Genomic DNA, 13,627 nt, shown 5'->3' on the forward strand with positions numbered 1-13,627 from the left:
TACGTCAGTAATTGACGAAGCAATCTCAGGAGTTTGTTATTATTGCATGAGATTGCCACGCAGCCTATGTCTGCTCGCAATGACGATTTAGTAGTATACATGCAATAACATCTACAACCTAGCAAAATAGTATTTTAAGAAAAATTTCATGATAAGGCATATAGCAAGTCTAACGTGTTAAAGCAGTGTTATCTTCTATAGGGTTTGCACTACATACTAAAAAGATTTTAATAAATTTAGTTCTGGCAGATTTAGTAAAAGAAGGAAGCCACTTCGATCTTGCGATTGCTTGTGCGATACTTACCGCAATGAATATTTTATCTGAACTTGAAATTGCGGAATATTTGATAATAGGAGAGCTATCATTAGACGGTTCAAGCTTACCGGTAAGTGGAGCTTTACCTGCAGCGATTGGGGCTTCTGTTAGAGGTAAAGGTCTGATTTGTTCAAGTAAAAACAGCTCGGAAGTTGCTTGGTCGGGTAATGATAATATACTTGTTGCAGGTAATTTAATTGAATTAGTAAATCATTTTAAAGGTTCACAAGTTTTAACTCCTCCGGAAGCTAAGCTACAAGATGAGGCGATAAATTATCCCGATTTTAAAGATATAAAAGGTCAAAAAATTGCTAAACAAGCTTTAGAAATTGCAGCATCAGATGGCATAACCTTTTAATGTTTGGTCCTCCCGGAACCGGTAAATCAAGACTTGCTGCGTGTCTTCCCAGTATACTACCTAAAATGTCTACAAAAGAAATTTTAGAATGTAGTACGATTACAAGTATTGCAGGAAAATTTTTAGACGGTAAACTTACCAGAGCAAGGCCGTGTAGAACTCCACATTATTCATGCTCATTGGCCGCTATGGTCGGTGGCGGTGTCGGAAAAAAAGTAAAGCCTGGGGAAATTACGCTAGCTCATAACGGAGTATTATTTTGAGATGAACTACCTGAATTTCCACAGCATGTTATTGATGCATGAAGACAGCCTATTGAAAACGGTGAAATACTAATCTCACGATCAAATGCTCATATAAAATATCTGGAAATTTCCAGTTAATAGCAGCTATGAATCCTTGTAAATGCGGTTATTGAGGCGATTCTTATAAAGAATGTATGAAAGCTCCAAAATGTGCTAGCGACTATCAAATGAAAGTATCGGGACTTATTATGGATAGATTTGATTTGCATATAGAAGTATTTAGTATTAATGTTTATAATTATGACTTGATTGTAGATAACTCTGAGGAAGAATCTGAATATATAGCTGCAAGAGTTGAGAAAGTACGTTTAATTCAAGAAAAGAGATATGAGGGCTATAATATTAAAACAAATAACAGATTAGATGGACAGTTGTTAATAGATTATGCTATGCCTGCGGATGAAGGTAAAGATTTACTGAATGAAGCGGCAAATAAATTTTGTTTATCAATGCGTGCTTATAACCGAATACTTAAAGTAGCACGGACAATTGCTGATCTTAAGAATGTTGATAAGGTCTTGAAAGTGCATATTGCAGAAGCTTTGAGTTACCGTAAAATGGAATTTAATAATATGTATACGAAGATCAACTTCAAAAATGCTACGTCGTTCTACAAGAGCTTCGGTACTCACGTATTAAGTATACGCTGCGTTCCTCGCCTTGTGGACTCCTTGCTCTTTTTGAAGTTGATCTTCGTATACTGTCTTCATTTTTTGCAATATATTTAAGATGATTTAAGGATAAAAGATATGAGTACTATAATAAGTTTTGATTACGCTATTAAATATTTATTAAAAGATAAAGGAGATTATGAAATAGTCGAGGGATGTATTTCGGCTATAAAGATGCTGGTTATAGTTCTGTTAAAATAAAAGCCCCTTACTAGAAAGTGGCAGTAATAAAGAAAATGATAAAAATCTAGCGTAGCAGATGTCATTGTGGAAGATGAAGAAGGGCATAAATATATAGTAGAAATAGATAAATCCTATACAAATCTTTTTATGCATAAAGCTTGTTTTAATTCTAGTAGATTAATAGTTGATAGTATTTCTAAGAGCGAGGATTATTCTACTATAAAAAAATATTTTATATTAATTTATTGTATTTTCCTTTTGATAATATGAAAGCACCTTTATATCACGGTAAGACTATTTTTAGAGCAGTTGATAAAAAACACCCTATGAAATTTTCTTTGGGAGATATGAGAGGTAAAATATTTGATTTATATAATGTATTTCCAGAATATGTTGTAATATCAGTACCATTATTTAATGATGTTATAAGAGATGAATTGGATGAATGGCTATATGTAGTAAAACATTCTGAAGTTAAGAAAGATTTTAAATCACCATATATGAAGAAAGTAGCAAAACGTCTTGATATACTTAAGATGACTCCTAAAGAGCAAATAATTTATCATGCCTATATGAATAAAAGCTATAAAGAGCGTGATTATATAGTTTCTGCTGAAGAAAAAGGTAGAGAACAAGGTATGGCAAAAGGAATAGAGGAGGGGAGGAAAAACGGTAAACAAGAAGGTATACAAGAAGGCGAAGTTACAAAAAGTATAAAAATAGCAAAAAAGATGTTAATGAAAAAAAACTCGATAGAAAAAATACATGAGATTACTGAAGTATCTATAAAAGAAATAGAGCGATTACAAACAGAAATTGAGAACCTTAAAAAATAACTATCTTTAATGACAAAAATTTACTTTATAGCTGGTGAGGTGTCAGGAGACTTTGTAGGTGGTCGTATAATGCAGCATTTAAAAAACAATACAGGAGTACAACTCAATTCACCTGTATCAAGTTTTGTGAATGACGCTGTACAGTTTGTTGGTGTTGGCGGCAAATATATGGAGGAAGCCGGTAGCTTTAAAAGCTTATTTCCTATTACTTCCATAAATTTAATGGGTTTTGTAGAAATTTTGCCTCATATTTTTAAGCTTAAAAAATTAATTGATAAAACTGTGGAGGATATAATAAATAGTAAAGCTGATTTATTAATTACCATAGATTCACCAGGGTTTACTTATCGTGTGGCAAAGCGAGTAAGGAAACTTTTACCAAAGCTGAAAATGATTCATATCGTTGCACCGTCAGTTTGGGCATATAAAGAGGGTAGGGCAGTAAAATACGCTAAAATTTATGATTGTTTATTTGCTTTACTACCGTTTGAACCTCCATATTTTACTAAAGTCGGTCTTGATTGTAGATATATAGGTCATCCGATTATGGAGCAAGAGTTTTATAGTGATAAAATAGCTTTACGTGAAGAGTTTAAAATAGATGAGAATGAGAGAGTTTTGTGTGTTACTCTTGGTAGTAGAAAGGGTGAGATTCTAAGGCATTTATCGGTTTTTGTTTCTTCTATTGAAGAAATATTCAAGAGTTGTAATAATCTTAAAATTATATTTACTCTTGCAAATCCTGCTCATGAGGCAATAATAAAACCGTTTCTAGAAGATGTTAAGTTTAATTATTTATTTTCAAGTGAGAGACTTAAAACTTATGCTGTTGCGGATGTAGCTTTAGCAAAATCCGGTACTAATACTTTAGAGATAGCAGCTTCCGGTACTCCTATGATTGTGGCTTATAAAGTTAATCTTATAAGCTTTTTTATTATCAGGCTATTGATAAAAATAAAATATGTTACGTTGATAAATATTATAGCCGATAAAGAAATAATTCCGGAATTTATCCAATTTAATTGCCGAGCTAATCTTATTAGTAATAAGCTTCGAGAGTTATTATTTAATTCTAAGAAAGCTTATGAGCAGGTAATAGAAAGCCAAAAAATTTTGCAGCAATTAGGATTTAAATCAAACCGATTACAGCTAAATTCAGAAAGTTTTAGACACGATGAATTTAAAGGCAAGCTAGCTAGGTGTACAAAAGTACGTGAACACAGGCTTAGCTTGGACAATTCGCTTGTATCAAGTGATCGAGATGACGCTGTACCTTCTTATATAGCTGCAGAAATTATTAAACAGGAGTTCTTAGAACCTAAAATAAAGTTGTTAAAAGAGAAAGATTAGTACTTGAAACCGGTGGTCCACAACATTTTCTGAATTATAATAAACATTAATATTAATATAATAACAAAATATATTTCCATGTTTTTTCTTATAGTATTAATTTGTTTCATTAAAATTTTTAAATCATTGGAAATTTTTTTGTATTCCTCATTGTTATCAGAACGCATTGTTGTCAAGAAACCGGATAAGTTCCCTAACTTATTTTGTAAAGCTTTTAACCTTTCAGTCTGTTCTTCGTGTTTTAGATCGGTATTGTGATCTTGTATCATAATATATAATGCCCATTATAAGATCAGTATTAACGCCGGTATAGTAATATGCACTATGAATAAAGATGTATATTTTTTGTTTGTAATAAAAATTCTAACTTTTCATTTTACAGGAGTATACTATTGTTATAGTAAATTGGTTTGCGTTATTAATTTGTTGCTCATTAGTTATCTCATTTTAATTACCAAATATTAAAACTATTGATTGATTTAGCACAAACTATATAATTTAAATTTAGCAAAAAGTTAGTTTTACTATATGTTATTTCAAATGTCAAGAAAAAAACCACATTTCATGGTAATTATTTTTATCAATATTTCTAAGCCTTATAAAAATAATAGTTATTATGTTAAACAACCTATTAAAAACTAAACTTTTTTTAGTGATAGTATCTCTAACTATATTTATTACTTTGCTAAATTTTAGTATATTTTATATTTTTGTGCCGGGTGATCTTACTCAAAATAAAACGATAATTATTGAGCCTAAATTATCCGTAAATCAAATAGTTACAAAACTTTATTCTAATGAAGTAATCAAATATCCAAGAATTTTTAAGGTAATTGCTAAAATTTATTCTATAAAAAGACCTCTTAAAAGTGGTGAATATGTGTTTACTCGTAATATATCGCCTCTGCAAACTTTAAGAATATTAGCAAGCGGTAAATCTATAATACACAAGATAATTGTCCCGGAAGGTACGGTAGTTAGTGAGGTTATAAAGAAAATTAATGAAGAAAGTCGATTACTTGGAGAAATAAAAGGGATAATACCTGAAGGTTTTTTAATGCCTTCCACGTATTTTTTTTCTTACGGTGATCAAAAAGAGCAGATAATTGATCACATGAGAAATTTAATGTCTGCTAATTTAGATAAAGTAATGCAAAATCTTGCACCGGATTCTCCATTAAAAACTAGACTTGAGGTATTAACGCTAGCTTCGATAATTGAAAAAGAAGCCGGCTCAAATGCAGAAAAGCCTATTATAGCAGCAGTGTTCATTAATCGTTTAAAGAAAAATATGAAGCTACAAGCCGATTCGACTACTATATATGCTTTGACTGAAGGAAAATTTAAATTAGCAAGAGCTTTAACAAAAAAAGATTTATTGCAAGAACTACCCTATAATACTTATTATATAAAAGGTTTACCACCCGGTCCGATTTCTTGTCCGTCGTTAAAATCTTTAGAAGCAGTGGTAAAATCTGCTAAAACGGATGCATTATTTTTTGTAGTTGACGGTAAAGGCGGGCATAATTTTTCTAACAATCTTAATGATCATAATAGATTTGTTGAAACTTATCGAAAAAGTTTGATTAAAGTACCTGAGCCGGCAATTGATCCTGAAAAACCATCTACTCGATGAACTTCAAAATTGGCTACGTCGTCTTATAAGAGCTGTGGTGCTCATGTATTAAGTATACGCTCCGCTCCTTGCCTTATAGACTCATTACTCTTTTTGAAGTTGATTTACGTATATTTTTATCTACTTAAGGGATGTTATCATGAATAATAGTGAATTTAGTAAAATAGCCGAGACAACAATTGCATATATAGCAGAAAAGATAGAAGAGCAGGATAAAGAAGCAAGTATAGATGTAGATTTACAAGGTGATATATTAAACCTTGATACTGATAAAGGGGTATATGTAATAAATAAACAAAGTGCCGCCAAAGAAATTTGGTTGTCGTCGCCGGTTAGCGGTCCTTATCATTTTTTTTATGAACAAGGCGAATGGACAAATAGAGCAGGGCTTGAATTAATGGCTATTTTAACTGAAGAACTTAATATTAAATTTGATACTTGCCCCACTTGAAAAATTAGCAACAATGTCTTTGTAAGACCTCGGATGCTGAACGTTTAATATACGCTCCGCTCCTCGGCTGACAGACCGATTACTCTTTTCCAAGTTAAACTTCGTATCACTACTCTTCATTTTACTTCGGAGTATATATGAAAGATTTTGAAACTGCCGATAGTGCCGAAAAAGTTTATGATTTAATAATAAAAAATGCTCCTACTCGTGCATCTATATTCATTGATGTTGACGATACGCTTATAACTCCTAAATCAAAAACTTTTAAGCAGCCGCCTTATAATCAAATAATTGATAGAATTAAGGAAAATAAAAGTAGTTATGACAATTATGAGGAAATTATCAGTAATTGGCGTTTGCAGCGAAAAGTAATATTAATTGATGAAGAGTGGGTAGAAGTTATAAACAAGCTCAAGGAAAAGTTTTCGGTTTATGGTCTTACACAAATGAATACGGGAGCATTCGGCAATATTCCTTCTATGCAAGATTGGCGATATAAAGAACTAAAAGAGCTGGGTATCGAATTTTCAGATAATGAAAAATTAGTAATTTATAATTCAGGACAAAAGGATGATGCTATTTCTTATAAAGGTATATTTATAACCGGTAATCACTCAAAAAGTGGTACTTTATCAAAATTTTCTGAAGAGCTAAATGCTAGTTTATTGTATTTGTGATGATCGTGCGAAGCATATTGAAGATGTAGGAGATTATTGTAACAAGAATAAAATAGGTTTTTTAGACATTTTATTTGACGGGCTTAAAAATTTAACAGGCGAACCTGATCCTACACTTGCCGAATTTTAAGAATCATATTTAATAGAAAACGCTAAATGGCTTGAAGACATAGAAGCTTGTCGGCTATAATGGTCAGGAAGTAATAATTAAATAGAATACATGCATACATAGATATCGTCATTGCGAGCAGCCATATAGGCGGTGTGGCAATCCATAAAAAATAATAAAAATTCTGTAAATCAGAATTCTAATTTCAAATCTAATATCCGCAAATACTTATAGGCAGATAAAAATAACACCTTTGTCTAATACGTCTGTTTCAGCTATCAAAGTTGAGACGGAAATAATCGGCAATATGAGTGGTGACCCTATGCATGGGCAAATGCCTACATATTACAAGCAAATCAAAAATGTTAAGCTAGAATATCCTATTGGAAAATTACAGTTTAGAAATCAAGACTCGAATAAAGCTATTTTAAAATACGGGAAAAATCAATATTATTCGTTTAATCTACGCAATATATCAAAAAACCGGTAATCCTTGTGACATCCACGAAGCAATAATTAGACAAAATTTAATTCATTCACCGGGTTATGGGCTTGTTGCTACTCCCGGTGATCTAAATGGAAATGATATAGTAGCGTTTAACATTGAATGGAATAATATTCCTGATAGTTGGGAAACAATATCAGATTATGGTCTTGGTAAAAGCGTGAAATTTAAAGCTATGCCGATTGCATTATATAGTACAGTTTATGCAGCGGGTGATTTACGTGTTTACAAAATTGTCGATCAAAAAAATCCTGTATATCTTTCGTTACATGGTCAATTTGATGTTAAAGATTAAGAAATAGCTGCTTATATAAATAAAATTATCAAGGGACAAAGAACATTTTTCCATGATAATGATTTTCCTTATTATCTACTACGCTTAATCGAGGGGAATCAACCTAGACATATAGGCAGAACGGGCTTAACTCATAGTTTTACTGTATTTATTCCTCAAGGTTTGGACAAACAGGATTATATAACGTTACTTGCTCATGAATATCTACATAATTGGACAGGGAAGAAAATACGTAATAACTTAGAACGATTAAATTATTGGTGGAGTGAGGGATTTACCGATTATTATAGCAGGGTTTTAGCCTTACGTTCTAGTGTTATAACGCTTGAGGAATTTGTAGAAGAATTTAATAAATTCTTTGAGAATTATTATTTATCACCTGTTATAAATGAACCTAATAATTTAATCGAAACAGATTATTGGCAAGATTATGCAGTACAAAGATTGCCATATTATCGTGGATTTGTTTTGGCACTTTATTTGGACAATTTCATTAAAGAGAATAATAAGAGTAAATCGCTGGATAATGTTATGCTTGATTTATTTAAAACCTCAAAAGAACAAGAATTTTCAAGCGATTATTTTGAAACAATAGTTAAAATTATGTTCCAAAGGGCATAGATAAAGAGATAAACGAATATATAGAACAAGGTAAAACTATAGATTTAGCTAATGTTGCTAAATGCTGCCGATCGAGAAAATAACAATGTGGGCATATGATCGTGGTTTTGATAGAGATGCTTTAATAAATAATTATACAATAAAAGATATTGACGAAAATAGTAACGTTTATAAATGTGGACTTAGAAACAGGGACATAGTTATAAAATATGCTTTTCCTAAATGGGGTTCTCCTGATCAGATAGTTACAATACAACACAATGAAAGGCGAGTTTCAATTTAGACCTGAAAGTGCTAATAAAAAAGATATATACGGGTTCAAGCCTACTTTGTCTAAAGAAGATAAGCTAAAAATCAAAAAGTTTTTTAACAGTTAAACCTTCTTTTTATCTTAAAGTATTATTAATTTTTTATTAATAATATCCATTGACACAACAACATTTAAGTTATAATTGCGTCACGATTTAATTTTAAGGGGAAAAATCATGACAAAAAACTATACGGGGCCACAAATAAATAGCGGAAACGTCAATTACAATAATAATGATTGTAAAAACTTCAAAAAAACATCTAGTTACTTTGACAGTGCTACAATTCATTTTCAAAATGCCTACCAAAGCTGTGACAGATTTTACAATGTATGTGCTACCTTAGCAACGGAACATGCTATTAATGTGATAGAAAACGGTGCAAAAACTGTATGTTCCGTTCAGGGTTTTGTTTCTGATGACTCTAATTATTCTGTTGTATCTACATTTGCTCAAGTAACTGTAGCAAGCCTTGCAACTTTTGCTTATTACAATCCTCCGGTTCTTATCGGTGCTTTTACATTAGGAGCAATTTTAATTTCGCCGTCCGATTAAAAAATACAGTAAAAGCAGGACTAACTGCAGGATATGTAGCTTATGAAACTGTGGGAAGGTTTAGTAGCAGGAACAGCAGGTATAGTTTCTCTTATTGCCGATAATATTTACGGTGATACCGCAAAGCTTGCCGGTGCTATTAATACTAACATGATAGAGTATTATAGTTAAAATATTGTCATACTCAATTGTCATTGTGAGGAGTTGCATGGTTTCTATGTCATTCCCGCGAAAGCAGGAATCTAGTAAAACATATAAAAACTTGTTTTTATATGTTTATTTTACCAAATATACAATTTTTGTACCAATAAGATTATTTTTACTGGATCCCTGCTTTCGCGGGAATGACATAGAGAGTCACGCACTAGTTAAACGCTTTATTATCTCTTCTCTATCAATCAAAGGTAAAACGCTTGCGATTTCCGGTCCTGATTCTCTGGCGGTTAAAGCAAGGCGAAGAGGTAAAAATAACTCCTTACCTTTCCTGCCTGTTATATTTGTTATTTCTTTAGTCCAAATGCTCCAGCTATCTTTAGTGATTTCACCTTTCGGTAATAATTCTGCTGCTTGCTTTAAATATTCCTTATCTAAATTTAGATTTTCTACATTCGGAGTTTGATGGCAAATTTTCCACCAATCTTTTATATCACGTAATTTTTGCAAGTTAGGGCTTACTGATAACCAAAAATTTTCATCAATATACTCGGCATCTATTTCTTTAAGGCGTTCTTTTACTGTATCAAAATCTAAACTTATAAGTAATTTATGATTTAATCTTTCTAAATCTTCCGGCTGATAGATAGTTGGACTTTTAGAGAAACTGCTTATCTCAAATTGATTTGCTAGCTTCTCCATTGATTTATAAGGCAAGATTTGTGCTGATGAACCAATTAAACTAAAAAAGCTAGCGATTGCCATAGCTTCGATCCCGATTTCTTTTCTAAGAGTTGCGATCTCAAACCCTCCGACTCTTTTAGAAATTTTCTCATCTTTATTGATTATTAAACTTAAATGCCCAAAAGTCGGAGGAGTAGTATTTAAAGCCTCAAACATTTGCATTTGAATTGCGGTATTGCTAACGTGATCTTCACCCCTAATAATATGAGTAATATCATAATCAATATCATCAATAACTGAGCATAACATATAGGTCATACTACCGTCTGCTCTTATCACTATTGGGTCGCTTAAAGCCTTGCCGTCATATTTAACTTCGCCTTTGATCATATCATGCCAGCTAATCGGTTCATGATTTACCAAAAATCTATAATGCGGTTTTCGTCCTTGTTCTATATATTTCTTTGCTTGCTCTTCAGTTAGATTTAAGCTAGCTCGATCATAAATCGGTGGTAAACCTTTAGATAATTGAAATTTACGCTTTAATTCTAGCTCTTCAGGAGTCTCATAGCAGGCATATAATCTTTTTTTGTCTAGTAATAGATTTTTGATTGCATCATATCTACTTAAACGACTTAATTGATTAAATGTCTGATCCCAATTAATATTTAAAAATTTTAGATCTTCCTCGATAGCGTCTTTATATTCCTGTTTACTACGCTCTAAATCCGTATCGTCAAATCTTAAAATAAACTGTCCGTTATGCTTCTTTGCATATAGCCAGTTAAGCAATGCTGCCCTGATATTCCCGACATGTAACATACCGGTCGGTGACGGAGCAAATCGTGTTATAACTTTTGTCATAAATAAGTAATTTTATTAATTGTCATCCCGTGGTTTGACCACGGGATCTTGTATCACAGCCTGTGTCCTGAGACCCCGTGATCAAGTCACGGGGTGACACTAAACCATTTACGTCTGTTTCTTCTCTAATTTCGCTTTATTCTCTTCAATTAGCTTCATCGCATCATCTAAGCTTAAATTTAGAAAATCATATTTTTTTTGCACCGAAATAAATTTACCCATATATTTTATGTAAGGACCGAATTTACCGTATCCTATCATAATTTCCTCGTCGCTATCTTTATGAATACCTATTTTTAGCGGTAAGCTTAGAAGCTTTAATGCTATATCAAGTGTAATATCATTTTGGTTCAAGCTAGCAGGTACGGGGCTACGTTTCGGCTTTACTTTGCCTTCTTGTTCGCCAAGTTGAATATAAGGTCCGTAAGGTCCTTTTTTCAGATATATTTCTACTCCGTCTTTATCCGTACCTAAAACTTTATTCTCATTAGGCATAGTGGTAGGCTCGCTTTCATTCTCGTTGTTATCGTTACCGCTAACAATAGATTTTCTAAAAGTACATTCAGGGTAATTACTACATGCTAAAAACGCTCCGAACTTACCAAGCTTTAAGCTAAGCTCGCCCGTGTTACATGAAGGACAAACTTTAGATTCTTTATTCTCACCGAACAGGTGATAATCAAGGGCTTTTTGTACATAGCTAATAATCTCGGTTATTTTCTGCTCGTTTACTGATTCAATATTATGGTTAAAACCGCTCCAAAAATTATTTAAAGCAGCTTTCCATTCAAGTTTGCCGGCTGCTATTGCGTCTAATTCGTTTTCAAGTCCTGCAGTAAAATCATATTCAACGTATTTTTTGAAGAAACCGACTAAAAATACCGTTACCAAACGTCCAAGCTCTTCAGGTATAAATCGTTTTTTTTCAAGAGCAACATATTTTCGATCTTGTAAAACCGATAAAATACTAGCATAGGTCGAAGGACGACCGATCCCAAGCTCTTCAAGTTTTTTCACTAAACTTGCTTCTGAATATCTTGGAGGCGGTTCGGTAAAATGTTGATTTGGAATAACTTCTTTAGTTTTTAGCGGCTCTTGTTCTTTTAAAGGCGGCAGCATTTTATTTTCTTCTTCAGCTTCATCGTCCATACTTTCACGATAAACCTTATAAAATCCGTCAAAGGCTATAGTCGATCCGTTTGCTTTTGCCAAATATTCTTTATTTTCCGAAGCTAAATTTGCAACTACCAAATCCATTATAACATTTTCCATTTGGCAGGCTATAGTTCTTTTCCAAATCAACTCATAAAGCTTATAATAATCCTTGTCTAGCTTGGCTTTTAAGCTATCAGGAGTATAAGTAATATTTGTGGGTCTTATTGCTTCATGAGCTTCTTGAGCATTTTTTACTTTGGATTTATAAATTCTAGGGCTAGTCGGTAAATATTTATCGCCGTAACTTTTATCGATTAACTTACGTATATCTGCTATTGTATCATTTGATAATGTAACGCCGTCGGTTCTCATATAAGTAATAAGCCCTATAGTTTCCTTACCTATATCAACACCCTCATAAAGTTTTTGTGCTATTTGCATAGTCTTTTTAGCACTAAAACCTAATTTTCTTGCTGCTTCTTGTTGTAGTGATGAAGTAATAAAAGGAGGTGGTGGTTGACGTTTTTGTTGTTTTTTTTCTATCTTATCAACATGAAATTTTTGAGATTTTAATTTTTTGGTTAAATCTTTGGCGTTTTTTTCGTTAATAATTGAGAATTTTTCTAACTTCTGATCGTTTACGTGAGTCAATTTAGCAGTAAATAGTTCGTTATTACTATTTTGCATTTTAAGGCTAATATCCCAATATTCTTCTGACTTAAAACGCTCTATTTCATCTTCTCGCTCACATATTAATCGCAGAGCCACGGACTGCACACGTCCTGCCGATTTACATCCCGGTAACTTACGCCATAAAAGAGGTGAAAGGGTAAAGCCGACTAAATAGTCTAAAGCTCTTCTTGCTTGTTGGGCATTTACTAAGTTAGTGTCAAGTTTCCTAGGGTTTTCAACGGCATGAATAATTGCTTTTTTAGTGATTTCGTTAAATGCTACCCTTTTGAAAAAATCATCGGATTTAACTTGATTCTTTTCTTTTATTACCTCTGCAACATGCCATGAGATAGATTCACCCTCACGATCAGGATCGGTTGCAAGATATACTGCATCAGCTTTTTTAGCATCTTTAATTATGGCATCTACATATTTACCGGCTTTATCGGAAATATCATATTTCATTGCAAAATTTTCATCAGGTAACACCGAGCCTTTTTTAGAAGGTAAATCTCTAATATGACCGAATGATGCAATGACCTTAAACTCATCACCTAAATATTTATTTATCGTTTTTGCCTTTGCCGGCGATTCTACTATTACTAATTTCATCTACTTATTATAAACTAATGATATTTTATTACCAGCGTGACGCATTACTGTCCCGGCGAGTTCTAATTCTAATATTACCGTATATATGATAGGAAGCGGTAATTCTATTTCTTTTTGTAAATATTCCAAGTCTATTATGGGTACTGCCGATAATAATTCCAATATAGCAAGCAGTACGCTCCTTTTGTGACGGTTCTTTAACATATCTCGTATTTACTGTTCCTAGCTCAACAAAATCCTTAAATAATCCATCATCTTTTTTCATAAATTCTTCATATTGCGGTAAATTAGCTACAATATCGTCTACTGAT

General features: G+C 32.5%; 18 protein-coding genes and 1 pseudogene. 15 read left to right on the forward strand and 4 right to left on the reverse strand.

Going from position 1 to position 13,627, the window contains the following annotated elements:
- The first annotated feature begins 185 nt into the window (after positions 1 to 185).
- The 7 genes from WSW_RS0100305 to lpxB all read left to right on the forward strand — a co-directional run bounded on the left by WSW_RS0100305 (position 186) and on the right by lpxB (position 4,019).
- Positions 186 to 674: a magnesium chelatase domain-containing protein gene (locus WSW_RS0100305; RefSeq protein ID WP_016916632.1), complete on the forward strand. Its 489-nt coding sequence runs from the start codon at positions 186 to 188 to the stop codon at positions 672 to 674.
- Positions 674 to 937 (forward strand): ATP-binding protein, encoded by a 264-nt coding sequence (locus WSW_RS0100310; RefSeq protein ID WP_016916633.1) that lies wholly within the window; start codon positions 674 to 676, stop codon positions 935 to 937. Before WSW_RS0100305 ends, WSW_RS0100310 begins: the two co-directional genes overlap by 1 nt.
- A gap of 176 nt (positions 938 to 1,113) precedes the next feature.
- Positions 1,114 to 1,707 carry a magnesium chelatase subunit ChlI family protein gene (locus tag WSW_RS0100315; RefSeq protein ID WP_016916634.1) on the forward strand — a complete coding sequence of 198 codons (594 nt, stop codon included), beginning with the start codon at positions 1,114 to 1,116 and terminating at the stop codon, positions 1,705 to 1,707.
- A 21-nt stretch (positions 1,708 to 1,728) separates the two neighbouring features.
- Positions 1,729 to 1,851, forward strand: a complete 123-nt coding sequence (locus WSW_RS1000000113435; RefSeq protein ID WP_016916635.1) for a hypothetical protein — start codon at positions 1,729 to 1,731, stop codon at positions 1,849 to 1,851.
- Between the two features lie 66 nt (positions 1,852 to 1,917).
- Positions 1,918 to 2,103, forward strand: a complete 186-nt coding sequence (locus WSW_RS0100325) for a hypothetical protein (RefSeq protein WP_014410560.1) — start codon at positions 1,918 to 1,920, stop codon at positions 2,101 to 2,103.
- A complete protein-coding gene (locus WSW_RS0100330) occupies positions 2,079 to 2,669 on the forward strand; it encodes an RpnC/YadD family protein (protein ID WP_016916636.1) in 591 nt (196 codons plus the stop codon). Before WSW_RS0100325 ends, WSW_RS0100330 begins: the two co-directional genes overlap by 25 nt.
- Positions 2,670 to 2,678: 9 nt before the next feature.
- Positions 2,679 to 4,019, forward strand: a complete 1,341-nt coding sequence (lpxB, locus tag WSW_RS0100335) for a lipid-A-disaccharide synthase (RefSeq protein ID WP_016916637.1) — start codon at positions 2,679 to 2,681, stop codon at positions 4,017 to 4,019.
- On the opposite strand, the gene WSW_RS0100340 is transcribed toward lpxB, so the two are convergent.
- Positions 4,016 to 4,288, reverse strand: coding sequence for a hypothetical protein (locus WSW_RS0100340; RefSeq protein WP_004996088.1), 273 nt, complete (start codon positions 4,286 to 4,288; stop codon positions 4,016 to 4,018). The two genes, lpxB and WSW_RS0100340, sit on opposite strands and share 4 nt — an antisense overlap.
- A gap of 347 nt (positions 4,289 to 4,635) precedes the next feature.
- Between WSW_RS0100340 and mltG the strand changes: the two genes are divergently transcribed.
- The 8 genes and pseudogenes from mltG to WSW_RS1000000113440 all read left to right on the forward strand — a co-directional run bounded on the left by mltG (position 4,636) and on the right by WSW_RS1000000113440 (position 9,347).
- Positions 4,636 to 5,655 (forward strand): endolytic transglycosylase MltG, encoded by a 1,020-nt coding sequence (gene mltG, locus WSW_RS0100345; protein WP_010977088.1) that lies wholly within the window; start codon positions 4,636 to 4,638, stop codon positions 5,653 to 5,655.
- A gap of 139 nt (positions 5,656 to 5,794) precedes the next feature.
- Entirely contained in the window at positions 5,795 to 6,106 is a 312-nt protein-coding gene (gene cyaY, locus WSW_RS0100350) for an iron donor protein CyaY (protein WP_016916638.1), read from the forward strand.
- 137 nt (positions 6,107 to 6,243) lie between these two features.
- A pseudogene (locus WSW_RS1000000108955) lies at positions 6,244 to 6,913 on the forward strand (DUF2608 domain-containing protein).
- A gap of 232 nt (positions 6,914 to 7,145) precedes the next feature.
- Positions 7,146 to 7,382 carry a hypothetical protein gene (locus WSW_RS1000000112505; RefSeq protein ID WP_029374906.1) on the forward strand — a complete coding sequence of 79 codons (237 nt, stop codon included), beginning with the start codon at positions 7,146 to 7,148 and terminating at the stop codon, positions 7,380 to 7,382.
- Between the two features lie 472 nt (positions 7,383 to 7,854).
- Positions 7,855 to 8,313 carry a M61 family metallopeptidase gene (locus tag WSW_RS1000000112510; RefSeq protein ID WP_238528401.1) on the forward strand — a complete coding sequence of 153 codons (459 nt, stop codon included), beginning with the start codon at positions 7,855 to 7,857 and terminating at the stop codon, positions 8,311 to 8,313.
- A gap of 85 nt (positions 8,314 to 8,398) precedes the next feature.
- Positions 8,399 to 8,596: a hypothetical protein gene (locus WSW_RS1000000112515; protein ID WP_238528402.1), complete on the forward strand. Its 198-nt coding sequence runs from the start codon at positions 8,399 to 8,401 to the stop codon at positions 8,594 to 8,596.
- 202 nt (positions 8,597 to 8,798) lie between these two features.
- Entirely contained in the window at positions 8,799 to 9,176 is a 378-nt protein-coding gene (locus WSW_RS1000000112520) for a hypothetical protein (protein ID WP_238528403.1), read from the forward strand.
- Positions 9,177 to 9,218: 42 nt separating this feature from the next.
- Entirely contained in the window at positions 9,219 to 9,347 is a 129-nt protein-coding gene (locus tag WSW_RS1000000113440; protein ID WP_274378101.1) for a hypothetical protein, read from the forward strand.
- 186 nt (positions 9,348 to 9,533) lie between these two features.
- Here the strand turns inward: WSW_RS1000000113440 and gltX are convergent, their stop codons facing one another.
- The 3 genes from gltX to WSW_RS1000000112525 form a co-directional block, all read right to left on the reverse strand.
- On the reverse strand, positions 9,534 to 10,877 hold the full coding sequence (gene gltX, locus WSW_RS0100385) for a glutamate--tRNA ligase (protein WP_016916639.1): 1,344 nt from the start codon (positions 10,875 to 10,877) through the stop codon (positions 9,534 to 9,536).
- Positions 10,878 to 10,985: 108 nt separating this feature from the next.
- The gene (topA, locus tag WSW_RS0100390) at positions 10,986 to 13,316 is read right to left on the reverse strand and encodes a type I DNA topoisomerase (protein WP_016916640.1); all 2,331 of its coding nucleotides are present in this window, start codon (positions 13,314 to 13,316) and stop codon (positions 10,986 to 10,988) included.
- Positions 13,317 to 13,520 carry a DprA-like winged helix domain-containing protein gene (locus WSW_RS1000000112525; protein ID WP_228368844.1) on the reverse strand — a complete coding sequence of 68 codons (204 nt, stop codon included), beginning with the start codon at positions 13,518 to 13,520 and terminating at the stop codon, positions 13,317 to 13,319.
- Positions 13,521 to 13,627: the final 107 nt, after the last annotated feature.

The sequence above is a fragment of the Rickettsia honei RB genome (assembly GCF_000263055.1).
In the GTDB taxonomy this organism is placed as follows: domain Bacteria; phylum Pseudomonadota; class Alphaproteobacteria; order Rickettsiales; family Rickettsiaceae; genus Rickettsia; species Rickettsia rickettsii.

What these genes read in the sequence shown, in the direction of transcription:
- topA (WP_016916640.1), bottom strand. Translation starts at nt 13,316, where the DNA reads ATGAAATTAGTAATAGTAGAATCGCCGGCAAAGGCAAAAACGATAAAT.
- WSW_RS0100340 (WP_004996088.1), bottom strand. Translation starts at nt 4,288, where the DNA reads ATGATACAAGATCACAATACCGATCTAAAACACGAAGAACAGACTGAA.
- WSW_RS0100310 (WP_016916633.1), top strand. Translation starts at nt 674, where the DNA reads ATGTTTGGTCCTCCCGGAACCGGTAAATCAAGACTTGCTGCGTGTCTT.
- WSW_RS1000000113435 (WP_016916635.1), top strand. Translation starts at nt 1,729, where the DNA reads ATGAGTACTATAATAAGTTTTGATTACGCTATTAAATATTTATTAAAA.
- WSW_RS1000000112525 (WP_228368844.1), bottom strand. Translation starts at nt 13,520, where the DNA reads ATGTTAAAGAACCGTCACAAAAGGAGCGTACTGCTTGCTATATTGGAA.
- lpxB (WP_016916637.1), top strand. Translation starts at nt 2,679, where the DNA reads ATGACAAAAATTTACTTTATAGCTGGTGAGGTGTCAGGAGACTTTGTA.
- mltG (WP_010977088.1), top strand. Translation starts at nt 4,636, where the DNA reads ATGTTAAACAACCTATTAAAAACTAAACTTTTTTTAGTGATAGTATCT.
- WSW_RS1000000112520 (WP_238528403.1), top strand. Translation starts at nt 8,799, where the DNA reads ATGACAAAAAACTATACGGGGCCACAAATAAATAGCGGAAACGTCAAT.
- cyaY (WP_016916638.1), top strand. Translation starts at nt 5,795, where the DNA reads ATGAATAATAGTGAATTTAGTAAAATAGCCGAGACAACAATTGCATAT.
- gltX (WP_016916639.1), bottom strand. Translation starts at nt 10,877, where the DNA reads ATGACAAAAGTTATAACACGATTTGCTCCGTCACCGACCGGTATGTTA.
- WSW_RS1000000112515 (WP_238528402.1), top strand. Translation starts at nt 8,399, where the DNA reads ATGTGGGCATATGATCGTGGTTTTGATAGAGATGCTTTAATAAATAAT.
- WSW_RS1000000113440 (WP_274378101.1), top strand. Translation starts at nt 9,219, where the DNA reads ATGAAACTGTGGGAAGGTTTAGTAGCAGGAACAGCAGGTATAGTTTCT.
- WSW_RS0100315 (WP_016916634.1), top strand. Translation starts at nt 1,114, where the DNA reads ATGAAAGCTCCAAAATGTGCTAGCGACTATCAAATGAAAGTATCGGGA.